This window comes from Kineobactrum salinum (assembly GCF_010669285.1).
GTDB classification, from domain to species: Bacteria; Pseudomonadota; Gammaproteobacteria; order Pseudomonadales; family Halieaceae; genus Kineobactrum; species Kineobactrum salinum.
The window spans coordinates 340,560-364,847 of record NZ_CP048711.1; the positions used below are offsets into that span (position 1 = coordinate 340,560).

Annotated in this window: 22 protein-coding genes and 1 pseudogene; 4 read left to right on the top strand and 19 right to left on the bottom strand. The window is 61.4% G+C overall.

The features are described from left to right. Position 1: 1 nt before the first annotated feature. The 13 genes and pseudogenes from G3T16_RS01510 to G3T16_RS01565 form a co-directional block, all read right to left on the bottom strand. Positions 2-1,363, bottom strand: a complete 1,362-nt coding sequence (locus G3T16_RS01510) for a sensor histidine kinase (RefSeq protein ID WP_163493526.1) — start codon at positions 1,361-1,363, stop codon at positions 2-4. Further along, positions 1,344-2,021 (bottom strand): winged helix-turn-helix domain-containing protein, encoded by a 678-nt coding sequence (locus G3T16_RS01515; protein WP_163493527.1) that lies wholly within the window; start codon positions 2,019-2,021, stop codon positions 1,344-1,346. The genes G3T16_RS01510 and G3T16_RS01515 overlap by 20 nt, the downstream gene beginning before the upstream one ends. Next, complete coding sequence (locus G3T16_RS01520) at positions 2,018-2,587, bottom strand: PepSY domain-containing protein (RefSeq protein WP_163493528.1); 570 nt, start codon at positions 2,585-2,587, stop codon at positions 2,018-2,020. Before G3T16_RS01520 ends, G3T16_RS01515 begins: the two co-directional genes overlap by 4 nt. A gap of 123 nt (positions 2,588-2,710) precedes the next feature. Continuing rightward, positions 2,711-3,511 (bottom strand): inositol monophosphatase family protein, encoded by an 801-nt coding sequence (locus G3T16_RS01525; protein ID WP_163493529.1) that lies wholly within the window; start codon positions 3,509-3,511, stop codon positions 2,711-2,713. Next, positions 3,508-4,029, bottom strand: coding sequence for a hypothetical protein (locus G3T16_RS01530; RefSeq protein WP_163493530.1), 522 nt, complete (start codon positions 4,027-4,029; stop codon positions 3,508-3,510). The genes G3T16_RS01525 and G3T16_RS01530 overlap by 4 nt, the downstream gene beginning before the upstream one ends. Next, the gene (locus tag G3T16_RS20835) at positions 4,016-4,240 is read right to left on the bottom strand and encodes a hypothetical protein (protein WP_197911840.1); all 225 of its coding nucleotides are present in this window, start codon (positions 4,238-4,240) and stop codon (positions 4,016-4,018) included. The genes G3T16_RS01530 and G3T16_RS20835 overlap by 14 nt, the downstream gene beginning before the upstream one ends. Next, a complete protein-coding gene (locus tag G3T16_RS01535) occupies positions 4,174-5,406 on the bottom strand; it encodes an MFS transporter (RefSeq protein ID WP_197911841.1) in 1,233 nt (410 codons plus the stop codon). The genes G3T16_RS20835 and G3T16_RS01535 overlap by 67 nt, the downstream gene beginning before the upstream one ends. A gap of 53 nt (positions 5,407-5,459) precedes the next feature. Then, on the bottom strand, positions 5,460-8,330 hold the full coding sequence (locus tag G3T16_RS01540; protein ID WP_163493531.1) for a TonB-dependent receptor: 2,871 nt from the start codon (positions 8,328-8,330) through the stop codon (positions 5,460-5,462). Between the two features lie 328 nt (positions 8,331-8,658). After that, positions 8,659-9,645 carry an inositol 2-dehydrogenase gene (gene iolG / locus G3T16_RS01545; RefSeq protein WP_163493532.1) on the bottom strand — a complete coding sequence of 329 codons (987 nt, stop codon included), beginning with the start codon at positions 9,643-9,645 and terminating at the stop codon, positions 8,659-8,661. After that, positions 9,645-10,546: pseudogene (gene iolE / locus G3T16_RS22940) on the bottom strand (myo-inosose-2 dehydratase). Before iolE ends, iolG begins: the two are co-directional and overlap by 1 nt. Before the next feature lie 3 nt (positions 10,547-10,549). Further along, positions 10,550-12,307: a 3D-(3,5/4)-trihydroxycyclohexane-1,2-dione acylhydrolase (decyclizing) gene (gene iolD, locus G3T16_RS01555; protein ID WP_197911844.1), complete on the bottom strand. Its 1,758-nt coding sequence runs from the start codon at positions 12,305-12,307 to the stop codon at positions 10,550-10,552. A gap of 76 nt (positions 12,308-12,383) precedes the next feature. Beyond that, on the bottom strand, positions 12,384-14,327 hold the full coding sequence (locus G3T16_RS01560) for a bifunctional 5-dehydro-2-deoxygluconokinase/5-dehydro-2-deoxyphosphogluconate aldolase (RefSeq protein ID WP_163493533.1): 1,944 nt from the start codon (positions 14,325-14,327) through the stop codon (positions 12,384-12,386). Then, complete coding sequence (locus G3T16_RS01565; RefSeq protein WP_163493534.1) at positions 14,324-15,484, bottom strand: Gfo/Idh/MocA family protein; 1,161 nt, start codon at positions 15,482-15,484, stop codon at positions 14,324-14,326. The genes G3T16_RS01560 and G3T16_RS01565 overlap by 4 nt, the downstream gene beginning before the upstream one ends. Before the next feature lie 228 nt (positions 15,485-15,712). Here G3T16_RS01565 and G3T16_RS01570 point away from each other — a divergent pair, with 228 nt between their 5' ends. The 3 genes from G3T16_RS01570 (at position 15,713) to G3T16_RS01580 (ending at position 17,765) form a co-directional block, all read left to right on the top strand. Continuing rightward, on the top strand, positions 15,713-16,606 hold the full coding sequence (locus tag G3T16_RS01570; RefSeq protein WP_163493535.1) for a MurR/RpiR family transcriptional regulator: 894 nt from the start codon (positions 15,713-15,715) through the stop codon (positions 16,604-16,606). Then, on the top strand, positions 16,603-17,409 hold the full coding sequence (gene iolB / locus G3T16_RS01575) for a 5-deoxy-glucuronate isomerase (RefSeq protein ID WP_163493536.1): 807 nt from the start codon (positions 16,603-16,605) through the stop codon (positions 17,407-17,409). Before G3T16_RS01570 ends, iolB begins: the two co-directional genes overlap by 4 nt. Before the next feature lie 152 nt (positions 17,410-17,561). Beyond that, the gene (locus G3T16_RS01580) at positions 17,562-17,765 is read left to right on the top strand and encodes a hypothetical protein (protein WP_197912074.1); all 204 of its coding nucleotides are present in this window, start codon (positions 17,562-17,564) and stop codon (positions 17,763-17,765) included. 90 nt (positions 17,766-17,855) lie between these two features. On the opposite strand, the gene G3T16_RS01585 is transcribed toward G3T16_RS01580, so the two are convergent. From G3T16_RS01585 to G3T16_RS01595, 4 genes are read right to left on the bottom strand one after another with little or no spacing between them, the layout of a single operon-like run. After that, positions 17,856-18,170 (bottom strand): AzlD family protein, encoded by a 315-nt coding sequence (locus G3T16_RS01585; protein WP_163493537.1) that lies wholly within the window; start codon positions 18,168-18,170, stop codon positions 17,856-17,858. Next, positions 18,167-18,511 carry a hypothetical protein gene (locus tag G3T16_RS21500; protein WP_232059217.1) on the bottom strand — a complete coding sequence of 115 codons (345 nt, stop codon included), beginning with the start codon at positions 18,509-18,511 and terminating at the stop codon, positions 18,167-18,169. Before G3T16_RS21500 ends, G3T16_RS01585 begins: the two co-directional genes overlap by 4 nt. Then, on the bottom strand, positions 18,508-18,870 hold the full coding sequence (locus G3T16_RS21505; RefSeq protein ID WP_232059218.1) for an AzlC family ABC transporter permease: 363 nt from the start codon (positions 18,868-18,870) through the stop codon (positions 18,508-18,510). The genes G3T16_RS21500 and G3T16_RS21505 overlap by 4 nt, the downstream gene beginning before the upstream one ends. Positions 18,871-18,908: 38 nt before the next feature. Continuing rightward, complete coding sequence (locus tag G3T16_RS01595; protein WP_163493538.1) at positions 18,909-19,835, bottom strand: DUF1853 family protein; 927 nt, start codon at positions 19,833-19,835, stop codon at positions 18,909-18,911. 250 nt (positions 19,836-20,085) lie between these two features. Here G3T16_RS01595 and G3T16_RS01600 point away from each other — a divergent pair, with 250 nt between their 5' ends. Next, complete coding sequence (locus tag G3T16_RS01600) at positions 20,086-20,745, top strand: TetR/AcrR family transcriptional regulator (RefSeq protein WP_163493539.1); 660 nt, start codon at positions 20,086-20,088, stop codon at positions 20,743-20,745. A 32-nt stretch (positions 20,746-20,777) separates the two neighbouring features. Here G3T16_RS01600 and G3T16_RS01605 read toward each other — a convergent pair whose 3' ends face one another. Further along, positions 20,778-23,051 (bottom strand): TonB-dependent receptor, encoded by a 2,274-nt coding sequence (locus G3T16_RS01605; protein ID WP_163493540.1) that lies wholly within the window; start codon positions 23,049-23,051, stop codon positions 20,778-20,780. Positions 23,052-23,096: 45 nt separating this feature from the next. Further along, the gene (locus G3T16_RS01610) at positions 23,097-24,158 is read right to left on the bottom strand and encodes a CDGSH iron-sulfur domain-containing protein (RefSeq protein ID WP_163493541.1); all 1,062 of its coding nucleotides are present in this window, start codon (positions 24,156-24,158) and stop codon (positions 23,097-23,099) included. Positions 24,159-24,288 lie beyond the last annotated feature (130 nt).

The window sequence follows — 24,288 nt, forward strand, 5'->3', positions numbered from 1 at the left end:
ATCAGTTGGATTGCTGCGGAAACTGGAGGGTCACGACCAGTCCCGGGCCTGCGTCTCCCAGCTCCACACTGGCACCGTGCAGCTCGGCGACAGCCTGTACAATCGACAGGCCGAGGCCGGTACCGGCGGTGTGGCGGCTCTGGTCCAGCCGGTAAAGGCGCCGGAACACCCGCTCGCGCTCCGCGACCGGAACACCGGGACCGTTGTCGGCGACGGTGACTGTGCCCCCCTCCTGTTGCAGTGTGATGCGGCACCCCGGGCCGGCATGTTTGATCGCGTTGTCGACCAGATTGTAGACCGCCCGGAACAACAGGCCGGGGTCTCCGCTGACCCGCCCCGACCCTGCCAGGCTTAGCTCCAGTTGCCGTTGCCGGGCCTCTGCCACGGGTGCCAGCAAGGCCTCCACATCAGTACAGATCTGTGCCAGCTCGCATGCTACATGGCCGGATCTGCCGGTTGCGTGCTGCAGGCGCGACAGATCCAGCATCGCCTCGAAGGTATCCAGCAGTTGATCCAGATCGGTGATGGCGTCGGCCAGCCATGGCGGGGGCGGATCGTGCCGGGAGGCCGCATCATCCAGCCGCAGCCGTATCCGGGACAGCGGCGTACGCAGATCATGGGCGATGTTGTCGGTCACGCTGACAACGGATTGCAGCAGTTCGTCGATCTCATCAAGCATGGTGTTGATCTGCCCGGCAATGACATCGTATTCGTCCCCGCGCGCACTCACCGGCAGGCGCGCATGCAGATGGCCTTCGTGCAGCCGCGCCATCTGTTCGCCCAGCCGGTGGACCCGCCCTATGACGCGGCGGTTAAAAATGAAGCCCACCACCAGCGTGACAAGCAGGGCCCCGACCAGGGCCAACAGCGATGCCAGCAGGTAGTCGTTCTGCAGCCGTTGCTGATCGTCGTCGATCAGGCCCACCAGCAACTGTCCCGCCGGAACCTGCAGACGGGTACCTACCGCCATGCTGACTGTGGCTTCGCCCTGCAGGCCGGATACCACTACCGGAAAGCGGCCGGTTGCGGGATACTCGGGCAGCCCCTCCGGCAGGCTGCTGAGATTGCCCTCAACTTCCCCGCCCGACTCCAGCGCCAGCACCATGGTTGCCGAACGCCGGGTACGGTCTGCAATCAACCGGCGCAGACCTTCGACACCCAGGGTCTGGTTGTTGCCCAGCTCACGGTAGGTTTGCGCCGCCACCAGCACATTGCGTTGCTGTTGCTCCTGGCGTTCCCCCAGGGTGCGCCAGTAGACGACCGCCAGTACCGTAGCGTTCAACAACAGCACAATCAGCGTGAACACCAGTGTGAGCTTCCAGACCGAAGTACGGATATTGAGTTTATGCCGGGCGAACCACATACCCGGCTCCCCGCACAGTGTGTATCAGCTGACTGCCGCCATCCGCCTCCAGTTTCTTGCGCAGTTTGGCAACATGAACATCGATCACGTTGGTGCGCGGATCAAAATGGTAGTCCCACACCGCCTCGAACAGCAGAGTCCGCGACACCACCTGTCCCTGGTGCTCCAGCAGATACTGCAACAACTGGAATTCCTTGGGCTGCAGCCTTATTTCACGCCCGCCGCGGGTCAGGCGCCGGCCCACCAGATCCATGACCAGGTCATCTACCTCAAGTTCGGTGGCGCGCTGCTCGCCGCGCTGGCTACGGGCAGTGAGGTTGTCGATGCGCAACAGCAACTCGGCAAAGGAAAATGGCTTGGCCAGGTAATCGTCGCCACCTGCCCGCAATCCCCGAATGCGTTCGTCCACATGGGCCAGGGCACTGAGAATGATCACCGGGGTACGGTTGTCAGCTGCGCGCAGCGCGGTCAACAGGGCCAGTCCATCCAGCTGCGGCAACATGCGATCGAGGACAACCAGGTCGTAGTCTCCGCCCAGGGCGAGGTGCAGACCATCCACACCATTGTCCGCGCCGTCGACGGTGTGGCCCTGCTCCCGCAGGCCCTTCTCCAGGTATTCACGGGTAACCCGGTCATCCTCAACCACTAGCAACTTCATTGCATTGTATGGCTCAACGAGGGAATTATCTGGCCGGTGGCGATATCCACCAGGATGTCACGCTCGCCATCGGGCCCCACCACCTCCAGTTTCATGTAGCGCACTCCGCGCTCGAATTCGAGCTCCGCTTCCAACAGCAGCTGCCGGGGCGGCAATTCGAGCTGGGTCAGCGCCTTGCGCAGGGAGTATTCCGAGGCCTGCAGCGCGCGCGCCGACTTGCCGTCGTCATCCTTGCAGACCAGCTTGCCGCACTTCATCTTCTCATCGGACTGTTCCACCACGCTGCCGTCGTTGACGGCGATCTTGATCTTGTACTTTTTCTCGGCTTCGAAGTCGGCTATCTCGAATTCATGCACCAGCAGCTCATCGTGTTCGTCCAGTTCGTACTCATAGACCACTCCGGCAATCTTCTGCTCGGCAATATCGAGAGCCCGGCTGATGTCGATGCCGGACTTGTTGATGGCGTACAGTGCCACGGCCGCTTCCTCCAGATCATCTGCAAACAGAAAGGGGGTAAACCCTGCCGCTGCCAGCACCGCTGCCAATCCCGTTTTTTTCAGATTCATGCTCGTTCTCCTGTGGATTTCAGTGACGGGCACTGTAACCCGAAGGAGGTAAACAGGGTATGACGGCGACATGAACGATTCTTCATGTCGCCACCTGGTGGCAAACCGCGCAGGCAATGCCAGTCAACGGACCCCGGCCACTACTTCCAGCGCAGCATAGATGCCCTTGCCGGCCGCCAGTACCGCGCTGCCGTGCTGCATCACCGCCACGCTTTCCACCTCCGCGTTGGTGCAACCGCCCGCCTCCCGGACCAGCAGGGCCCCTGCCACAGAGTCCCAGCAGTTCATATGGGGCTCGTAGTAGGCGAGCAGGCGTCCTGCGGCCACATAGGCCAAACTCAGCCCCCCGCTGCCGCAGCGATGAAACATGCCGTCCGCAGCCAGCAGGCGCGTCATCGGCGCCAACGCTGCCTCCGGCGGTACCCGGGTGGAGTAGCCGATGCCCACCAGGCCGTCTGCCAGCGACATCGCCTCGGTGGTGGCGAGAGGGCTGCCGTTCACGGTGGCCCCGCAGCCGCGCCGGGCGGCAAACAGTTCATCCCGGTTGGGATCGTAGATCACCGCCAGCTCGGTCCGGTCCTGCTCCACATAGGCCAGAATCACGCACCAGGAATTGATATTGCTGACAAAGGGCTGGGTACCGTCGATCGGATCCACGACCCAAACACCCTGCCCCTCGCGAACCTCGTAGTCAGCACAGCTCTCTTCACCGAGAAAGCCGTCATCGGGATAGTGCTGCAGCAATTGTTCGCGGATCAGTTGCTCGGTTCGCAGATCCGCCTCGGTGGCCATGTCCTGCACCCCCTTGCTCCGTATATTGAGCGCTCCCAGATCGGCAAAGCAGGCCAGGGCAAATTCCCCCGCGCTGCGCGCAACGCTGACGGCCGTGGCCAGACGCAGGTCCAGCTCATCACTGTGGTTCATTGTTCGCTCCCGGAGGTATTGGCAAAATTGTACAGTGCGGCGCCACAGCGCCGATGCACCAGAAAATGCTTGGTGACCGCCGGCGTTTCCATCTCCACTTCCACTTCATCCAGGTCGGGCAACAGATCCAGTATTTTCACGGTAAGCTGCTGCAGGCGCTCCTGCTCGCCACAATCAAGCCGGTAATCGGCCACCAGCTGGCCACCCTGGTAGGCGATGTCCGAGGGCTTCTCGCTGCAGGCTTCCGAGCCCTCAACCAGCATGATGTCTGTCAGCGGTCGCCGCCTCAGGTCGGCAACAGTACTCTCCGGATCTTCTCCCAGCCCTGTAGCGGGTACATCCAGCCGTGCCCGCAGCGCGCCCCCGGTCTCATAGACGATTTCCAGCCGCGCTGCGCCCTCGCGGTGCTGCCAGTGATCGCGAGCATGCACCTCGCAGAAACCATTGTCCGTGCCGGAGCTGCAAGCCGTCAGAAGCAGGCTACAGGCCAGCAGGGTCACTCCCTCAATCCGTCGCACGCACTCTCCACAAACTGCTGGCCAACACAATCGATACCACCGAGGCTCCCACCCAGAACAGAATCGGGTTGCTGTAGTCATAGAAATAGACCTGCGTCTGCTGGGCGCCGGCGGTAAAGGTCACTATGATTTCGCTGTCCTGGATCAACTTGCCGCTGATGTAATCCTGCAGGCCCGCGCCCACGTAACTGAAGATGCCGATAAATCCCATCGCCGCACCCGCCACCCGTTTGGGGCTATGTCCACCGCGAACAGGCCGCCCAGCGAAGCCAGGATCCCGGAGAGACCAAAGCCGTAGACAACCAGCGCTGCCGCCAGGATCACCGGGTCGCGCGGCCCCCAGAAAATGACGAACAGGGGCAACAGTTCCATCAGGCCGAACAGCAGGTTGGCCGGCGGACGGCGCGCGTCAAACAGCTTATCGGACGCAAATCCGTAGGCCAGGCAACCGAGAATGCCGGCAGCTGTATTGAGAAATATAAAGAAATTGGCGTCGAACAGGTCAAAGCCCCGGATCTCCTGCAAATACACATTGCCCCAGCTGTTGATAGCATAGCGGGTCACATACATGCTGGAACTTGCCAGGGCCAGAATCCAGATTGCCGGCATGGTCATGATGCGCAACTGGGTTTGCAATACGCTCACCCCGTTGCTGGCGGCCGCCTGGGCCTGCGCGCCGTGATCGCCGCGCCAGTCGGCCACGCTGGGCAGACCCCTGGCCTGCGGCCGGTCCGGCAGGAAACGCCACACCAGCAGGGCCGCGGCCAGGCAGATCAACGCCGGCACCCAGAAACCCCAGGGCCAATGCAGGCCCAGTCCCTTGGGTGGATCGGCTATCAACCAGGCGACCCCCAGATAGGTGAGGCCTTCGCCAATGGAATGGGCGGTACTCCAGATACCGTAATAACGTCCACGTTCGTGGTTGCTGTACCAGTGGGCCAGTGCCACCACACTGGCCGGGGCGCCGAAGCCCTGGAACCAGCCATTCAGGCCCCACAGCAGGGCTGACAGCCACAGCAATTCCGACAAACCCATGCCGAAATTCGCCAGCGCCGACAGCAACAGTCCGGCGGCAAAGAAGCGGCCCACATGGGCGTGGTCGGCAAGAAAACCGTTGGAGAATTTGCCCAGTGCATAACCGTACAACAGGGTGGAGCCGATAATACCCAGTTGCTCGGGTGTGAACACGCCGGCATCCATCAGCGGTTTCTTGACGACATTCAGTGCCAGCCGGCAGACATAGGCGAGGCCATAGCAGAGCGTGATAATGACTATCACGTTGCGGCGCTGGTAGTGGAATTCCCGGTCGACTTCGGTGGGCGACGCGGTCCCGATGCTGTCGGGACCGGTCGCAAAGTAACGCAAAAGTGCCCTCATGAATGACCCTTCAAGCCGGCCAGGCAGACTGTAGAAGAACAGTCTGCACCCTGTCAGTAGACAAACTGCAGACCGATGACAGTGGTCCGGCCGAACTCGTCATACTGCAGTACCCGACGCTTGTTGCCCGCATAGTAGAAGGCTGGCTCATCGTTCAGATTGACGAACTCCGCATACAGCATCCAGTTGTCGGAGACGTGGTACTTGGCGGTAAAGTCGATTTGCATATGCTCATCGGTATAGCGGTCCAGGCCATCGTCGACCAGCTCATCCAAATAGCTGTCCCGGTATTTCACGGCGAAGCGCAGGTCGAGATTGTATTTATCGTAGCCCACCACGAAACCGGCAATATTGTCCGACTGCTTCGGCAATGGAATATCGCGACCATCGAACTCGGCGTCGCCATCGACATGGGTATAGTTGAAGCTCACCAGCAGACCATCAAAGGGCGACGGCAGAAAGCCGAACTGCTGCTGATAATTGAACTCCAGCCCGGTCACCGTCGCCTCCTCACCGTTGCGCGCTATCGTGGCCTCATCGAATACCCGACCGCCGAACTCAAAGTCATTGAACACCTGGGTGAAGATGAAATCGTCGATCTTCTTGTGGAACAGACCGGCGGATATCAGGCTGATATCCGAAGGATAGTACTCCAGATAGGCATCGAAGTTCCAGGAGCTGTAGGGCTCGAGATCCGGGTTGCCGATCTCGGCTTCATTGTCCTCAACACTGACCCGCGATGCCACGCCTTCAAACTGCGGGCGAATAATCGAGCGCGAAACAGCGAGACGGCCGACCACGTTTTCGCTAATGTCATAGCGCAGGTTCACACTGGGCAGCACATCCGTATAGCTCTTGTCAGATGAAATGGAGTCGATCACGACCGTATCGTCTTCAACCTCAACACCATCGAGCAATCCACCTTCCTCGATCAGTTCCACCGAGTTGCCATGCGATGCGAAATCCGTGTACTCAACCCGGGCGCCACCGACAATGACCAACCGATCCGTTTCAAAGGTATACATGCCATAGGCCGCGTAGACATCCTCCTCCACTACCCAGTCGTTGGACGCGGAGGCGATCTGGCTTTCAATCGGATCGAACTCGATGCCCTCCCCGGCTGCAAGAATATCGCGCACGCCGCCCAGGCTGGGCATCGGGTCGATCCGATTGGGGAAGTCGTAGTCACTGGCGGCGGTGGGATCGTAGATGTCCGCCACGGTAAACACGTCATCGCCACCGTACAGCTCGATGTCTTCGTTGCTCTCCTTTTCACGCAGCCGCATCTTGGCACCGAACTGCAGCTCGCCGGAGGCAAACAGGCGGGTAGCGTCGAACTGCAGCGCCCACTGGGTGTCTTCCACCAGACCGGACGAGCGCTCGATCTCGTCCAGTTCATAGCGGCCGGGATCGCGCAGCACGTCGAAATAATCCGATTCCACCACCGGTTTTTTGTTGTTGCGGGTATTGAGCGTCAACACTGGATCGCCCGCGGCAATCCCGCCACTGCCACTTTCGAACTCCCCGACCCAGGCTGAATCGACGCCGTTGGGAGTGTCTTCCTCGGCATAGGAATAGCCCAGGTTGGTTTTCAGGCCCCAACGCTCCCACTGGCTTTCGGAGCCGAATGACATGGACAGGTTGTCGGCGGTCTGCTCTCGGTCCTTGGTGCCCATCTCTATTTCGGCGAATTCGGTTGCCACGCTGTCCGGGCCCACCGCATCATCGCCGAGTGGCGACAGGTCGCCGTAGGTCTGGCTCAGCCTCGATTCGGCATCCTTGAGCCGGCTGAACAGTGAACGTGCGAATATGGTGGTCGTGTCGCTGAGGTCATAGTCCAGATTCAGCGCACCACCGATACGTTCGCGGTTGATCTTGTAGTAGCGCGGCTCGAAGGTTTCCGGATATTCATTGCCGTTGTCGGCCATTTCCCAGTCATCGGCCTCGTGATTGCTGGAACCCAGCTCGCGGTCGTGCCAGCTCAGGGCCGCGGCCACACCCAGCCGCCGGTTGTTGGCCAGATCGAAGATATTGCTGCCCGCGATCGAAGCCTTGGGGCTCCACTCGCCGCGCAGCTCGTTGTAACCACCCTCGACCCGTCCCTTGACGAACAACTCCTTGCGACTGAAGGCACTCAGGGTTTTGACGTTGATGGAACCGCCGATGGCATCGCCATCCATGTCAGGAGTCAGGGATTTCTGCACCTCTACCCCATCCAGCACGTCAGTCGGAATCACATCCAGTTGCAGGGCGCGACGATCCTCTGTCGCCGATGCCCGCACCCCGTTGATGGAGGTCGAGTTGAGGTCGGGGTCCATGCCCCGGATCACCACATAGCGCCCTTCGCCCTGATCGTTCTCTACCGAAATGCCGGAGAGGCGACGCAGTGATTCTGCCACATTCTGGTCGGGGAACTGACCCATGGTGTCGGAGTCCAGCACCGACTTGATATGGTCCGCCGCCCGCTGCTGGTTGATCGCGCCGGCCATGGCCGCTGACTGCCCGGTCACCAGAACCTCCTCCAGGCTGTAGGCCTCGGCACTGTCGCCTGCGCCCAGCACCACCTCGCCCAGCTCCAGACCCTCGGGCCCCACCGTGACCGGGATAGTCCTGACAGGTGCACCGACGTAGCGGATCTCCAGAGTATAGCTGCCCGGTGGCACGTCATTGAGGCGGAAGCGTCCGCGATCGTTGGTGGTGGTGGACATGTTGAGTTCGGGAATGCGCACATTCGCACCTTCGAACAAGGCGGTGCGGGAGCGGTCGGTGACCTCGCCGCTTACCCGCTGGGCAAGCGCCGAGGAGCTGGCCCCCACCGTACCCGCCACCGCGACGGCAACAGCAAGCGTGAGTTTGCGCAGGGCCTGACGCCGACGTGGATCAAGGGAGTTGCGGTACGATGGAGTTGTGCTGGAATCAAGCATCTTCTGACCTCTTGATAAGTTATAGGTAGAGAGGTATTGCCTTCGCTCGAAGAGTATAGGCGACCACGCTCTCTCTGTAAAATAAATATTCTATATTTTTATATTCCCGCATATACGTTCTATTTAGGATGCAAGACCAAACCGGCCCGGCCCGTCTCAGGGCCGCGAATCCGGTGTTTTATGTACTCGGGTGCACAACACGGCCGGACCAGGCCATGTGTCATTCAGCAAAGGAGCTTACTCTGGTCATATGACAGGATTATTTCAGCAACCGCATAACAATCACGTCGCTGCTTGTATTCGCTGTCAGCAGCCGGGTACAGCCGCCCTACAATCTTAGCGGCCGACCCTGCTGCAGCGACTCAAGCGCCGCCGTGGCCAGTTCCTGCGCTCGCAGGCCGTCCTCGCCCGTCACCGCGGGTGGCCGCTGCTGGCTCACCGCCTCGATAAAATCCAGCAACTCCAGACGATAGGCATCGGCGTAGCGCTGCAGAAAAAAGTGCAACGGTGGGTCCGTTACCACCCCACCGGCGGCGTAGTGCTGCAGCCGGGTCGCAGTGACATTCTCCGCCCGCAACATGCCCTGTGAACCGTGTACTTCCAGGCGCTGGTCATAGCCATAGCTGGTGCGGCGGCTGTTGCTGATCTGGCACAGGCGGCCGGAGGCGGTCTTCAGGATCACCGTTGCCGTGTCGATGTCACCGGCCTCGCCGATGGCGGCATCCACCAGGCAACTGCCGGTGGCGTAGATTTCGCAGGGCTCTTCCAGCAACAGCCAGCGCGCCATATCCAGGTCGTGGATCATCATGTCCATGAACAGGCCGCCCGAACGCCGCAGGTAATCCAGCGGCGGCGGCTGCGGATCGCGGCTGGTGATCGAGACGATTTCGGGAGTGCCTATGTCACCGCGCCGCAGGCGCTCGTACAGCGCGCTAAAGCCAGGGTCGAAGCGACGATTGAAGCCCAGTGCCAGCACCGTGCCCGCGCGCTCCACCTCTGCGATGCAGGCGCGCACCCGCGGCAGATCCAGGTCGATCGGTTTCTCGCAGAATATGGCTTTGCCGGCCGCGGCCGCGGCGACGATGAAATCCACATGGGTGTCGGTGGAACTGGCAATCAGCACCGCGTCCACCGCGGGGTCGGCCAGCGCCTGGTCCAGCTCGCAGTGGCGCGCCTCATACTGCTGCGCCAGGGCTGCGGCCGGCGCTGCAATGGCGTCGACGACACAGAGCAGGCGCGCCTGGGGCAGGCTGGCTATATTGGCGGCGTGGATGGCACCGATGCGGCCGGCCCCCACCAGACAGAATCCAATCATCAGCGTGTGTGCTCCGGAAAGTATTCGCGCCGCAGGGCGCTCAAGTGTCGGTAACCCATGCACGCATAGCTCAAAGGGTCCGCTTGCGCCGGGTCCTGCTCGGCTTCCACCACCAACCAGCCGCGGTAGCCACTGGCACTGAGGATTGCGAACAGGGCCCGGAAATCCACTGCGCCGTCCCCGGGCACCGTAAAGACGCCAGCCAGTACCGCATCGAGAAAGCTCTGGTCGTGCTGTTGTGCCTGCACCAGCACCGCGGCGCGTACGTCCTTGCAATGCACATGCACGATCCTGTCGGCATGGCGGCTGGCACAGGCCAGTGGATCGTCCCCGGCGTAGCTCAGGTGGCCCGCGTCCAGCAACAGCTTCACCGCGGGCCGGTCTGTGCCAGCAGCCGGTCGATATCACCAGCGGACTGGACTACGGTGCCCATATGGTGGTGATAGGCGAGCTGCATCCCGTGGCCCTGCAGGTATTCGGCAAAGGCCGACATACGGGCGCAGAACTGGGCCCACTCCGCGGCGGCCATCTGCGGGCGCCGCGACAGGGGTTGCTCGCGATCGCCGTGGATACAGCGACTGACCTCGGCACAGACCATCACCGTACATCCCAGCTCCCGCAACAGCGCCAGATGGGGCTGTACCGCCACGATTTCGGCGTCCACGTCACGCTCGAGCAAGCGGCAGCTGTACCAGCCCGAAACCAGGCTCAACTGGTGGGCCGCCAGCAGCGGGCCTAGTACCGCGGCATCGCGGGGGAACTTGTGGCCCAATTCGAAGCCCTCGTAGCCCGCCTCCCGGCCCTCCCGCAGACAACGCTCCAGGGGAATATCCGCCCCCAACTCGGGCATGTCGTCATTGCTCCAGGTCAGGGGGTTGATACCGATTCGCACTGCCGTCATCGCTTAACCCTTCCGCTGCCTGGTCTTGTTCTGTTCATAATCGGCTCTGGCCTGGCGCACCGATTCCGATTCCGAGTGCTGCGCCACCGCCACTTCCCACCAGGCCCCACCCTCCGCGGTCGACACCGCGGGATCGGTGCGAATGACGATCACATAGCTGCGCTGGGCAGCGCGAGCCCGCTCCAGTGCCCGCTCCAACTCGGCAATGCCAGCAACCTGTTCTGCCTCGGCGCCGAGGGCCCGGGCGTGAGCGGCGAAGTCGATTTCCGGCCCCGGGCCACTGTCCGCGAGCAGATTGTTAAAGGGCGCACCACCGCATTGCTGTTGCAGCCGGTTGATGCAGCCGAAGCCGCGGTTGTCCAGCAGTACCAGTACCAGCTTCTGGCCCAGCATCACCGAGGTGGCCAGCTCCGAGTTCAGCATCAGGTAGCTGCCATCGCCCACCAATACATACACATCGCGCGACGGCAGCGCCATGCGTACGCCAAGGCCTCCTGCTATCTCGTAACCCATACAGCTGTAGCCATATTCCACGTGATAGCCGTTGGGCCGCTCACAGCGCCACAGCTTGTGCAACTCGCCGGGCAGGCCGCCGGCCGCACAGACCACCACCGCATCGGCGCCGGCCGTCCGATTGACGGCGCCCAGCACCTGGGCATCGCTGGGCAGCGCCGCCCCACTATCGGCGGTGACCCGGTCTACCACTGTATTCCAGTCCCGCATTTCCTGTTGCGCGCGAGTCAACCAGTCGGGGGCAGCGGACCAACCCGCCAGGGCGTCGCTCAGTGCCGCCAGGGTCACCGCGGCATCGCCCACCAGGGGCTGGGCCCCGTGTTTGGCCGCGTCGGAGGCGACAATGTTCAGGCCTATGAACTGACACCCGGGGTCTTCGAACAAGGTCCGCGATGCAGTGGTGAAGTCCTGCAGGCGAGTGCCCACACACAGCACCAGGTCCGCCTGCGCCGCGAGCGCATTGGCGGCGCTGGAACCCGTCACACCGATGGCTCCGACCTGGCAGCGATGATCCCAGGGCAACGCGCCCTTGCCCGCCTGGGTTTCGGCCACCGGTACGCCGTGGCGCTCGGCAAACTGCGCCAGCACCCCGGTCGCCTGTGCATACAACACACCTCCACCGGCTATGATCAGTGGCCTGCGGGCGTTGCGCAGCAGTGCCAGCGCTAGCGTCAATTCGCGATTGTCGGCCCCGGGCCGGCGCCGCCAGTGCTGCCGCGGCTCAAAAAAACTGAGAGGGAAATCCCAGGCCTCGGTCTGCACATCCTGGGGCAGGGCCAGGGTCACGGGGCCGCACTCGGCAGGATCGGTCAACACCTGCAGCGCGCGTGGCAAACTCGAGAGCAACTGTTCCGGACGGTTGATACGGTCCCAGTAGCGCGACACGCAGCGCAGGCTTTCGTTGACACTGAGCCCCGGGTCAGCGGTGTTCTCGAGCTGCTGCAACACGGGGTCGGGAGCCCGGGAAACAAAGGTATCGCCCGGCAGCAACAGCAACGGCAGCCGGTTGACGTGGGCCAGCGCCGCGGCGGTGACCAGATTGGTCGCCCCCGGACCTATGGAGGTGGTACAGGCCATCAAGCGCTGGCGATTGAGAGCCTTGGCATAGGCGATAGCCGCATGGGCCATCGCCTGCTCATTGTGGGCCCGCCAGGTGGGCAGTTGCTCCGGCGCTGCGGCCAGTGCTTCGCCCACGCCGGCCACGTTGCCGTGGCCGAAGATTGCCCAGACGCCGGCGACCAGGGGCAATCGACTCCATCCACCCGCGTACCCTGGACCGATAAATAACGCACCAGCGCCTGGCTGGTGGTGAGCCTGACCGTTTTCAAGCGCCCCCCTGAATAGTCATTTTTTCGTCCGTTTCACAATGGTGGTTGCGCCATTCCCCGACCATGGCCAGGAAATTGCCCGCGACCAGTTCAACCAGCTCTTCATCCCCGATCACACCCTCCAGCCAGCGCTCGGCGGAATCGACGAACAGGCTCCGCCCGATCGCGAACCCGCGGCAATAGCGGCTGCCCACCGCGGCCCGAAAACCCGCCACCAGTTCCCTGGTGGGCCGGTTCAGGCCCAGCAGCACCACGCCGTGGCACCAGGGGTCATACTCATCGATCAGGGCTTCAATAGCGGGCCATTCCTCGCGCTCCGGTGGCGGCAACTTCCACCAGTCGGGATAGATACCCAGCTGGTAGATCATCCGCATGGCCCGCACCAGTACCCCCGCTTCCGGGTCGCCCCGCTGCGGGGCAATCACCTCCAGCAGCAATTCGTGACCGCTGTCGCGACAGGCGTGGAACAGATCGAGCAGGCGCTGGTCCTGCTGGCTTCGCATGTTCTCGTCGTCGTCCGGGTGATAGTACACCAGGCATTTCACGATATGCTCGGTGGGCCATTTGCGCAGCTCCGCCGACAGGTTATTGCCCGCCTCGAACTGCAGCGGCCGCGACTGCGGCAATTCCACCGGCCGGCCTATCCACAGCCCCTGCCCGGTACACTCGTTCAACACCTGCTGCCCAAAACGGCCATCGACCAGGATGCCGACGTGGCCCTGCAGTTGGCCGCGCTCAGTGGCGAGCCGCATCGCGGCGGCGATCAGCAACTTGAGCTCGGCGATTCTGGTCTCGTCCACCGTACCCGGCGCCGACATTTGCTCGAACTGGACCCGGTGATCGAAGGCCAACGCAAAGATATGCCCCCAGCGCCGTCGCGGCACGGTCGAATGGTGCAGCTGATTCAGCCGCGGGTCCAGATCTGGCCGCGGCACCGCAGCGCTGCGCGCCAGATAATCATCCAGTTCGACCCGTGAGGGAATGGCGGGCGCGCAGCCGTGGCGCGACACCACCAGCGCACCGCAGGCATTGGCATAGCGGCAACACTGCTCCCAGGACTCCCGCTTGACCCAGCCTCGCATGAAGCCACTGATGAAGGCATCCCCCGCTCCCAGCACGTTGAGCACGTCTACTTGCACCCCCGGCACCGAGATACCCTGCTCCACGGATTCAGGTATCGCACCCGGGAACACCACACAACCCAGCGGGCCGCGTTTTAGCACCAGCACCGCCGCAGTAAGCTGGCGCAGGCTCCGGAGGGCCTGCAGGGTATCCGTGCACCCGGCGGCAATATGAATTTCCTCTTCGGTACCGACGATCAGGTCGAAGTCCGGGATGATCCGCTGCAGGTGCGCGGTGACGGCGGCCGAGGAGACAAAACGGTCGGCGCCCTGACCGTGCCCCGCCACGCCCCACAACACAGGGCGATAATCAATGTCCAGCACCAGCTGCGTACCACATTCCCTGGCATGGGCTATTGCGGCGCGACAGGCGGCGGCCGTGGACTCGGTGGAGAAATGAGTGCCGGTGATCGCCAGCGCCCCGGCGGAGCCAATAAAGGCCGCATCGAAATCATCCGCAGTCAGCGCCATGTCGGCACAGTTCTCCCGATAGAAAATCAACGGAAAATCATCGCGGCCCTTGATGCCCAGCAATACCAACCCCGTCAGGCGGGCCGGATCGGAATGCACATGGCTCACATCGACGCCATTGCGAGCCAGCTCCTCGCGCACGAAACGCCCCATGTGCTCGTCGCCGACCCGGGTCAGCATCGCGGTGCGCAGCCCCTGGCGCGCCATGCCCACCGCCATATTGGCCGAGGAGCCGCCCAGATACTTCGCCAGCGAGCGCATGTCCTCCAGGCGCGAGCCAATCTGTTCCCCGTACAGGTCCACTGCCGCCCGGCCCAGGCAGATTACATCAAACTTTCTGTCGCTCATGCCCCATCCCCGTTTGCCGGCCGGTCCGCCCCGGGTTCCAGCTTGACCCAGCGGCGCTCGCGGGACGAAACTTCCATCGCCGCCAACACTGCATCGATATCGCGCCCCACATCGAAGTCCGGCCAGGCCGCGCGGCGCTGGGCAATGGCTTCGACAAAGTCGCGCACTTCAATCACTTTTTGTTCGTTGAAACCCAGACCGTGACCCGGCGCGGGACAGAATGCCGCGTAGTCGGGGTGCTCCGGGCCCAGCAGGATGCGCCGGAAGCCCTGCCGGGCAGGCGGATCAGACGCGGCAAAGTAGTGCAGCTCGTTCTGGCACTCCTGATCGAACACCAGGCTGCCCTCGCTGCCATTGATCTCCCAGGTCAGGCCATTCTTGCGTCCCCAGGCCACCCGGCTGCATTCGAGGGTGCCTATGGCCCCACTGGCAAACCGGACCAGGGCATGGGCCTGGTCTTCGTTTTCCACCTGGGTGGGAGCCTCGCGCCCCACCGGCCCGGCGGGACGGGTCGGAATCACCACCTGCAGGTCTGCGCACAGTTCTTCGATATCGCCCGCCAGCAACAGCGCCAGCGACACAATATGGCAAAGATCACCCAGCGCTCCCATGCCGGCGCGCTCACGCAGAATACGCCAGCCGCCAGAGCGGTTGGGGTCGGCCAGGTAGTCCTCGGTATGGGTGCCCCGAAAGTGCAGCAGACGGCCAATTTCACCCTGCTGTATCATCTGGCGCGCCAGTGCGGCGATTGGATTCTTGGCATAGTTGAAGCCGACCATCGTGCGGACGCCAGCACTGGCCGCCGCCGCGGCCATTTCCCGCGACTGCGCCACATTCAGCCCCAGTGGCTTTTCACAGTACACATGCTTGCCGTGGGCAATCGCCGCCATGGCCATCGGATAGTGCATGTCATTGGGGGTACAGATATCCACCACATCCACTTCCGGATCGGCCACCAGTTCGCGCCAGTTGCCGGTACTGCGAACAAAACCCAGCTCCGCGGCCCTGGTCGCCGCCAGTGCCGCATCCTGTTCCGCCAGCAACAGCGCCACCGGTTGCAGCGGCAGCGGGAACAGTGTGGCCGCATTGCGCCAGGCCAGCGCGTGGGCCTTGCCCATGAAGCCGGTGCCTATCATCCCCACTCGTAGTTGTGTCATCTGCTGCCAGCCTCAGTCATGGACTGCGTTGAGTATAAGTTGGAATCAGTACATTTTTAAAATTAAAATTCCATTAATTGAAGTTAATGTTATATTTATTCTATATTGGATTGCAATATACTGCTGCCAATCGAGGAACATATTTCATTTTGACGCAAGCTGTGAAATGGTAATCCCCGCTGCAGGCCCTGCAGTACAGCCACTGTGACCGCCGGAGAAGACACTGCCATGACCCCACATCCCCCACCGGACTATGAGAGCCTGCGTGCGCAGATGTCGGAACGCTATAACAGCCTCAGCAAGCGTTTGCGCCAGATTGCGAAGTTCGCCTGGGACAATCCTACCATCATGGCCATGGAAACCACTGCGGTGATCGCAGAGCGGGCCGGGGTGCAACCCTCTGCGCTGATCCGTTTTGCCAAGGCCTTCGGCTACTCCGGCTTCACCGAAATGCAGCGGCCATTCCAGGCTCATGTGACCGAACGTTCGGCCAGCTACAAGGAGCGTTTTCGTGATGTCGCCAGCGCTGGTGCAACAACCCCGGACGATGGCCCGCTGGGCTTGCTGGAACAGTTTTGTGAAGCCAATCGGGCAGCACTTGAATTCCTGCAGGAGGGTATCGATGGCCAGAGCCTGGAACAGGCGGTACGCCTGCTGCAGCAGGCCCACCATATTTATGTCATGGGCCAGCGCCGCTCCTTCCCCGTCGCAAGTTATATCAGCTACAACCTCAACCACGTGGAATGCCGCGCCCAGTTGTTGCACGGAATGGGGGGGATGCTGTTCGAGCACGCTCAGACCATGAGCCCGGGCGATGTCCTGATCGCCACCAGTTTCAGCCCCTATTCGGAGGAGACCGCCCAGGTGGTAGAGCTGGCCCGCCAGCGCAAGATACCCGTCATCGTCATCAGCGACAGCTCCCTGAACAGCATTGCCAAGGCCGCTACGGTCTGTTTTGACGTCCACGATGCGGAGGTCTACTCCTTCCGCTCCCTGACCGCGTCCATGTGTCTGGCACAGGCCCTGTGTACTGCGCTGGCAATGGATCGCAACGGCGAGGGTAGCGGCGCCAGCCGCAAGAGCACACGAAAACGCAGCACAGCAAAGGAGAAGCGAGCATGAGTTCCCTGTTATCGCGCAGCGCCGCGCCCGATTCCCGCGGCAGGATCCAGCAGATCACGCCACAATCCGCTGGCTGGCACTATGTCGGCTTTGAGGCCTACCAGCTTGGTGACGGTGAGGAACTCAGGGATCAGACTGCGGGGCGCGAATGCTGTCTGGTCATCGTCGCTGGCAGGGCCACCGTCAGCAGCGGCAGCGATTGCTGGGAAAATATCGGTGAGCGCACCTCCGCATTCGAAGACCGGTCCCCCTATGCGGTCTACCTGCCTCCCGGACAGGACTTCACGGTAAGGGCCCACGATAATCTGGAACTGGCTGTGTGCTGGGCGCCGGCTGAAGGACGCTTTCCGGCTCGCCTGATCACCCCGGCGCAGTGCCAGCGGGAGCTCAGGGGCAGCGGCAGCAACCAGCGCAAGGTCTGCAACATACTCTTCGGCAATGTGGAGGCGGAGCGCCTGCTGGTGGTGGAGGTCATCACGCCGGACGGCCACTGGTCCAGCTATCCGCCGCACAAGCACGACACGGATGCGGCTCCGGCTGAAACTTCGCTGGAGGAGACCTACTATCACAAGCTGTCGCCCCCCCAGGGCTTTGCCTTCCAGCGCGTCTATACCGACGATCACAGTCTCGACGAGACCATGACGGTGCAGGACAATGACGTCGTAATGGTGCCGCGCGGCTACCATCCGGTAGGAACTCCCTACGGTTATCAACTGTATTATCTGAATGTCATGGCCGGGCCGGAGCGCCGCTGGATTTTCCGCAATGATCCCAGCCACGAGTGGATCCTGGAAAAAAAGTAGGCTGCTTGAGAAGATTGCCCCAGTGGCATTAACCCTCAGAGGTGCTATGCTGATGATACCGGCGCCAAGCTGATTGGCCGCGTGCAGGAGAAATGGCGACAGCCGCGAGAGCGCGGCGGCCAGAAACAATGGACTTGAGGAGAAACTGGATAATGATGGAAGCCATCAAACACAATCCGCTGCTGCGCAGCAGCCTGCTGGCACTGACTCTCGCATTTGTCGGCGGGGGCTTTCTCACCGCCTGTGAGGATCAGGGTCCGGCGGAGGAAGCCGGCGAACGCATTGACGATGCCGCTGAAGACGCCTCCGATGCGGCCGAGGATGCGGCAGACGAGGTAGAGCGCGAGTTCGACTAATACTGCAGTTGTTCCCCGCTGCAGCCGTTTGCCTCATCGGCGAGCTGCTGTGCGGGGCACGCCAGGGCTATAGCGCGCTGAGCCCTGTGTTCAAGGCACCAGGGCCCACCGGCTGAGCGCAGCGACCACAATGCCGGCCGCAATCGCCAGCATCGGTCGCTTGCTCAACACCATGGTGCCTGCAGTAGCCAGCAGGGCCAGTCTCGCCCCGCTATCACCCTCCACCGCAATGGGGACCAGTACGGCTATCAGCACCGAGCCGGACATCGCGTTGATAAAGCTCTCGACTCGGGCATTGACAGGCAGCAGCGACATCATCAGCACACCACCGATGCGGGTGAGCAGTGTGATCAGTGCCATCAACCCGATCAGCAACAGCGCGCCCCCCTCCGCGGTGCTTATCATCGGCCCGTCTCCTCCAGCCAGAACGCCCCCACCAGCCCACCGGCCAGCGCGCCGACGATGACATGGCTGTTCTCCGGCAACCAGCGGTAGGCCCCATAAGCGGCGCAGCCGCCGACCACCCAGGCCAGCATCGTACGCCGGCTGTGACGGCCACTGAGCGCCATGGTCAACATGAAGCAACCCAGCACCATGTCCAGCCCGAAGGCGGCGGGATTGTTGATACCGGCGCCGAACACCAGGCCGACGACAGTGCCGATCAGCCAGGTCGACCACAATGCGAGTCCCCCACCCACCAGCAAACCGAGATTGGACCTGCCCTGCTGGAAATCCGCCAGAGTCATGGCCCAGTTCGCGTCAGACAAAACCAGCAGGCTGGCATAGCGTTTGCCCGGGGAACCTGGCGCAACCACGGATACAGGGAGGCACCCATCAGCAGCATGCGGGCATTGATCGCGAAGGTCGTCGCCAACAGCGGCAGCAGGGGTACTTCCAGGCCCCACAGATCCAGTGCCGCAAACTGCGCGGTGCCGGCAAACACCGCGGCGCTCATCACCACGATTTCGAGGCCGCTGAGGCCAGCCTGAACCCCGGCCAGCCCGAAGGCCAGCCCGAAGGCGGCCACGAACAGCGACAGGGGCAGCAGGCGCCAGAAGCCCGCACGCACGTCGGCGAGGGTAAGCTGAGATGGATTGTGATACATGTAGAGGGCCCGACCAGGTGCAGCGGTGATTAAATCAGTTAGTCACGGTCGGGCCAAGGCCTGCGCCGGGAAATGTTGTCCGCAAATGGCCAGGCATCGGGCACCAGAAAAAAACGCTCCTGCTCACGCCACAGTCCCGTAGCAGGGTCCTGCAGCAATCGCGCAAACAGACGCGGCGAGGCACCGCCGGCTATCTGCCCGGCCGCAGCGATCGCCTGACGGCTGTCGGGTGAAGGCGACTGACTCCACGGCCCCAGCCAGTCCGGCTTGTGCAATACCACTGCGAACTCCAGCTGTGAGTCCTCCACCGCAGTCGCCCTCAACCAGGTGCCGCGCTGATGATCGGCCGGCACACCGACCGGTGCCGGGAGGGAATCATCGTGGGGATAGAACAGATAACCCGGCATCAGCACCCGTGACCGGACCGGATGCGGCAGGCCCAGCGCGTCCAGCAGAGCCTGTGTCTCCGGCAGTACTGCCAGTCGAGCCTGATGTTCCAGTAGACGATGGCTCTTCAGGTCCAGGCGGTCCCTGCTGCCCGGCCCGTACCAGCGCACCTCACCTTCGCCGGCGGGCCGGCAGCCCAGGTAGAACTTGACGGCGACCTCGTGGTGTTCGGCCTCACCGGTGGCGGGGTTGCGCACGAGAAAATCCAACTCACCCAGAGTGCGGCCCCCGTCACGCACCGGCAGGTTGCGCGCCAGAATCTGCCAACCCAGGAGCTCGGTCAACAGACAGGCATAGAGTTGCTCGAAATAGTGCCCCAGTTTCTTCCCCGCCGCTTCGGAAAGGCTTGCCGCCAGCCGGGCATTCCCGGACACTGCCTGCAAATTTTGCTCGAAGTCCACCGGCAACCATTTGCCAACGGTGAAGACGGCAGCATTTTCTACGAGGCTCGGTGCACTGCACAGCCAGTGGAGATGCCGAAGGTAATACGGCCCGCCAATATTGCGAATATCAATCATTCCCACGGTCGCTCCGTTTCAATGTATAACCGGGGGTCCATCATGCCCTTCCCACTCCGCCTGACCCGCGCATGGCCGGGCCCCAGCCGGCCTCAACCTGCGGCCACTGTACCGCCTGGCTTCACTCGCATCACCGAACTTCACCAGTCACGAGGCTGTCGGACTTGGTCCATTTACAGCGATCCTGTCGCCAGCCACTGTCGATTGCTATCATACGCTTCGTTTTGAGGACACTGGAGCTTGGGGGTTTATGGCTACACGCGAGACACAGACAAGGATTCTGGAGGCCGCGATTAGCCTGTTCAACGAGGCCAGCGCATCCAGTGTTTCCAGCAACCGTATCGCAGAGGCGGCCGGGATCAGCAAAGGCAACCTGCACTACCATTATGCTTCCAAGGAAGAGATCATCTTCGATATCTGGAATCAGATGGAAGTGGAGATTCGCAACTGGGCGGATGATGCAACGCGCCCTACCCTCGACCACATGGCCCGGATGGCCCTGCGCCAATATCGCCTTATCTGGCGTTACCGATTCTTTTACCAGGAACTCAACATACTGCTGGAAAACGACCCGGAACTGAAGTTCCGCTTCAATCAAGTGCGGCGCCAGAGGATGGACAAGGTCTATCGCTTTTTCAAAGCCCTGGCGAAAGCGGGAGTACTGCAGCCCGACCTGACCGATGAGCAATTGCGCGACCTGATCCGTATTTCCTGGATAGTTTCCGACTTCTGGCTCAGCTTCGCACGAGTAGAACAGGACACGGTGGACATGGCCACCATGCAGGAGGGGTACCAACTGATACTGCAACTGTTCAAACCGGTGATGACCGAGGCAGCGCTGCGAGCCATTCCGGATTCCTTACGCATGTTTTCAGTTGCCTCCCCGGAGGAGCCCGCAAAAAGCCCGTAGGCTTTCTGCGGGAACACATACGCATCCAGCAGCTAGAAACTCTTGCGAATGGCAATACCCAGAGTACGAGGCCGCGATCCCACTACTGCCAGAGGGTCCTGCACACTGGCAATGGCGTCAAATTCCGCCCGTTCGTCAGTGACGTTCTTGCCATAGAGGGTCAGCTCGAGATCGTTGGACAATGTCAGGGAAGCGCGCAGATTCACCAATGCGTAGGCATCCAGCTCTCGATTGAACTCACTGGCTGTATCAAAGCGGGTGTCAGCATCGCCGCGATAAGTGACATCGCCACGCAATTTGAGTTCTCCCATTGACAGTGCGGTGGTATAGGTCAGCGCCGCGAAACCCTGGACATCGGGGATGTTCGGTATGCTATCGCCGCTAAAACCACGATCCTCGCCCTCGTCCACGAAGGGCTGGTCTTCAGTCAGTTCCGCGTCGACCAGGGTAAGCCCTAGCTGCAGTTCCAGTGCACTGGTAACGGTAGCATTCATGTTGAATTCCAGGCCGTTGATCTCGGATTCCCCGGCATTGGTGATGAATGGAATGCCACTCTGGACGTCGAGGGTTTGCACCTGCATGTCTTCCCAGACTATCTGGTAGATCGCGCCCTGCAATGACAGCCTGCCTCCGGCAAACCGGGACTTCACCCCGAGTTCATAGTTGATCAGCTCATCCGCGCCATAGGAGGCCGGGACATTCTCGGTAAAGCTGATATCGGCCTGGTTGAGCCCGCCTACACGAAAGCCCTGGGACACGGTGCCATAGATATTCAAGGCATCGCTCGGGCGGTAGGAAAGACTGATCTTTCCGGTAACCTTGTCTTCGTCATCCTTGTTGCTGAATGGCCCGAGTGCTGCCGCGGAGCCGAAATCATGAAACGTGCCTTCCGTGGACTCCAATGTAGAGTCGAAATAACGAGCGCCGACCGTCAGTTCGAAGTCATTGTTGATGTCATAGCTTATCTCGCCAAAAAGGGCGTTCTGCTCCAGGTCGCCATTGACATAGCGGCCAAAGAAGGTGGTCCCGCCCTCAGGGCCGAGGGCGTTATTGTCGGGCCCGGGAATGAACGGATCGGCAAGACCGTTGTCGTTGACACTGACCACATGGACAGCAAAATCCGTATCTTCGCGCTGCATGAACGCCCCCACCAGGAACTGCAGCGGGCCGTCAAGGGTCGAGGCAAAGCGGATCTCGCCTGAAAATATGTCGCGACCTTGAGGCTGTGAAGTGATGCCCGGGAGCGGCACACCAAAGAAAAACAGGATAGGTGAGGAATCAAAGTTGAAGTGGATGTCGCGGTTGAACTGGTTTGCAGTGGCTGTCAGCAAACCGCTGTCGAAGCGGTAGGAGGCGGTGAGACTGAACAGCTCCATCTCATCATCCCAGGGACTGCGCGTGATATCCGTGTTCTCGAAATGTGAAGAGGCGGTGATGGGCGGGAAGCCCGCATCGGCACTGCCAAAACTGGTAACACCTTTCGGTGTATAACGGGAACTGCCGCCGGCTGTTGTCTCCTGCCGAAGGTAACTGAGATCAATGCTCAGGCGGTCATCGGGCGTGTAGCGCAACATCAACCGGCCACCGTTGGTTTCCTCATCATTGACATCCTCGTATGGCCCACCGATGGCGCGCGACTGATCGATCCAGCCGCTGTTGTCGACGCGCCAGGCCACTGCCCGCGCGGCCAGCACATTATCGATGAGGGGAACATTCAGCACCCCCGAGTAGACCTGGTTATCGCTCCCTTCCCGGGTGTCGCTGAAGTCGGCAGCGACCTCGCCCGAGAACCCGTCGAAGTTCGGCTTGGCGGGCGTGTAGCGGATAAGGCCGCTCATTGAGTTGGCGCCGTACTGGGTGCCCTGGGGGCCGTTGAGCACTTCGATACGCTCAATATCAATGAGCTTGATATCCGGGTTGCGGCCACCGCCATCCTGGGCGTTGCTGCCGGTGATCACGGCCTCGTCAAAATAGAAACCTACCGTCGACGGACCCGAGGAATTGACACCACGAATGATGAATTCCTTGTCACCCGGACCCAGATCCTGGAATTGAAGTCCCGGGACGCTGCCCGCGAAATCGGTAAATTCAAACGCCCCCCGGTTTTCCAGCTCATCATTGCCCAGCACAGTTACGATATTGGCCAGATCCTGGACGCTGCTTGCGCCCATTTTACTGGCAGTAACAACAACCTCTTCCAGACTCTGCGCCAGAACCTGAGGTGCTCCCGCTGCCGAGAGTGCCAGCACCGCTGCTGAACCGACTTTTAGTGTGCCTGAATATCGGCATAGTCTTGATTTGGACATGTGGTTATTCTCCTTGATTGCAAATATGGAAACAGGTTCTTGGTATCAGTAATTGATATTGGGCTCTCCGGCCGGATAAAAATGTCCGGCCAACATCATGCCGTCGGGACTCTCGCACTCCAGCGAATGTTCCTGCTTCGCGGGTAGGAAAATCAGATCACCAGCGCGAACCGGCGCACGCAGGGTCTCGGTCCAGAGCGTGCCGTAGCCGGACAGTATGACAATCGCTTCCTCGTAAAGGTGGCGGTGTGGCGCTGCCTTGGACTGCGGCACTTCGCCGATAAACTGGCTCACCTCGTCACTTCCGGTGCCTTCGCCGATGAGGACCTGGTAGAACCGGTCGGCCATGGTTTTGCGAGAGGATTCGTCGTATATCGCAGTGCGCTCGGCATATCGGCTATCGAAGCGGTCGGGCATGCTGTCGACGAGCTCCAGGCTGGCGTCACCCGGGCACAGCGTCATCAGCAGCTGCAGTGGCTCCGAGTCACTCTCCCGGGCAATGCGGAAGGCCTCTCCCTTGCGGATCAGGGCGCCACCGCGCGGTCGCAGGGGGAAGTTCCTGCCGGAAATCGTAACGCTGCCCTTTCCCGTGAGGCAGAAAAGCACCACTTCCGCACCAGCCACGCTGAAAACCTGGCTTTCATCGTCGTCCAGTTTCACTGCTGATTGGGCAATGAATTCGGCACCGTCCAGGCCGCTGATGATCGGCGCCAGGGCAAGGCCGCCGCGGTGGGTCCAATGCAGCTGTTCATGCCGGCGCACATAACAGCCGCCATCGAGCAGCGCCTTGCCGGTGGCGTCGAACCTTGCAAGCTCTGTCTGGGCCAGCAGCACTTCCCGGGGCCGGTCGTCAGTAATGTATTCATCCACCAGGTTATTATGCGAGCCATCGCAAAACGGTTGCTCCCGGGTATGCTTGCAACCACAAAACAGCACCGAGCGGGTTTCGGTTGCCGTGTGAAGCACTGGTCGGAAAGTGGTTCCAACATGGGACTGATCGCAGAAAGGCTGTGTCTTACTGAGACCACAACTGCACCACAGGTAGCGCCTGCCTGCTTCCACAGTGACGTGATAAGGCTTGGGCTGAACGATTACTGGCTCATCCATGCTTTCTGTCCTGGCGCTCCTGACATTCGATTACTTCATGGTTAAAGCAAAATCCCTCATTGCCCGACTCATTTCAAGTTTGGATTAGGGTGTTTGTTCTAAATAGGGCGCGAGGCCTAAAATAGGAATC

Coding starts and splice junctions, on each gene's coding strand:
- G3T16_RS01510 (WP_163493526.1), bottom strand. CDS start 1,363: ATGTGGTTCGCCCGGCATAAACTCAATATCCGTACTTCGGTCTGGAAG.
- G3T16_RS01515 (WP_163493527.1), bottom strand. CDS start 2,021: ATGAAGTTGCTAGTGGTTGAGGATGACCGGGTTACCCGTGAATACCTG.
- G3T16_RS01520 (WP_163493528.1), bottom strand. CDS start 2,587: ATGAATCTGAAAAAAACGGGATTGGCAGCGGTGCTGGCAGCGGCAGGG.
- G3T16_RS01525 (WP_163493529.1), bottom strand. CDS start 3,511: ATGAACCACAGTGATGAGCTGGACCTGCGTCTGGCCACGGCCGTCAGC.
- G3T16_RS20835 (WP_197911840.1), bottom strand. CDS start 4,240: ATGGGATTTATCGGCATCTTCAGTTACGTGGGCGCGGGCCTGCAGGAT.
- G3T16_RS01535 (WP_197911841.1), bottom strand. CDS start 5,406: ATGAGGGCACTTTTGCGTTACTTTGCGACCGGTCCCGACAGCATCGGG.
- G3T16_RS01540 (WP_163493531.1), bottom strand. CDS start 8,330: ATGCTTGATTCCAGCACAACTCCATCGTACCGCAACTCCCTTGATCCA.
- iolG (WP_163493532.1), bottom strand. CDS start 9,645: ATGATTGGATTCTGTCTGGTGGGGGCCGGCCGCATCGGTGCCATCCAC.
- G3T16_RS01560 (WP_163493533.1), bottom strand. CDS start 14,327: ATGAGCGACAGAAAGTTTGATGTAATCTGCCTGGGCCGGGCGGCAGTG.
- G3T16_RS01565 (WP_163493534.1), bottom strand. CDS start 15,484: ATGACACAACTACGAGTGGGGATGATAGGCACCGGCTTCATGGGCAAG.
- G3T16_RS01570 (WP_163493535.1), top strand. CDS start 15,713: ATGACCCCACATCCCCCACCGGACTATGAGAGCCTGCGTGCGCAGATG.
- iolB (WP_163493536.1), top strand. CDS start 16,603: ATGAGTTCCCTGTTATCGCGCAGCGCCGCGCCCGATTCCCGCGGCAGG.
- G3T16_RS01580 (WP_197912074.1), top strand. CDS start 17,562: ATGATGGAAGCCATCAAACACAATCCGCTGCTGCGCAGCAGCCTGCTG.
- G3T16_RS01585 (WP_163493537.1), bottom strand. CDS start 18,170: ATGATAAGCACCGCGGAGGGGGGCGCGCTGTTGCTGATCGGGTTGATG.
- G3T16_RS21500 (WP_232059217.1), bottom strand. CDS start 18,511: ATGACTCTGGCGGATTTCCAGCAGGGCAGGTCCAATCTCGGTTTGCTG.
- G3T16_RS21505 (WP_232059218.1), bottom strand. CDS start 18,870: ATGTATCACAATCCATCTCAGCTTACCCTCGCCGACGTGCGTGCGGGC.
- G3T16_RS01595 (WP_163493538.1), bottom strand. CDS start 19,835: ATGATTGATATTCGCAATATTGGCGGGCCGTATTACCTTCGGCATCTC.
- G3T16_RS01600 (WP_163493539.1), top strand. CDS start 20,086: ATGGCTACACGCGAGACACAGACAAGGATTCTGGAGGCCGCGATTAGC.
- G3T16_RS01605 (WP_163493540.1), bottom strand. CDS start 23,051: ATGTCCAAATCAAGACTATGCCGATATTCAGGCACACTAAAAGTCGGT.
- G3T16_RS01610 (WP_163493541.1), bottom strand. CDS start 24,158: ATGGATGAGCCAGTAATCGTTCAGCCCAAGCCTTATCACGTCACTGTG.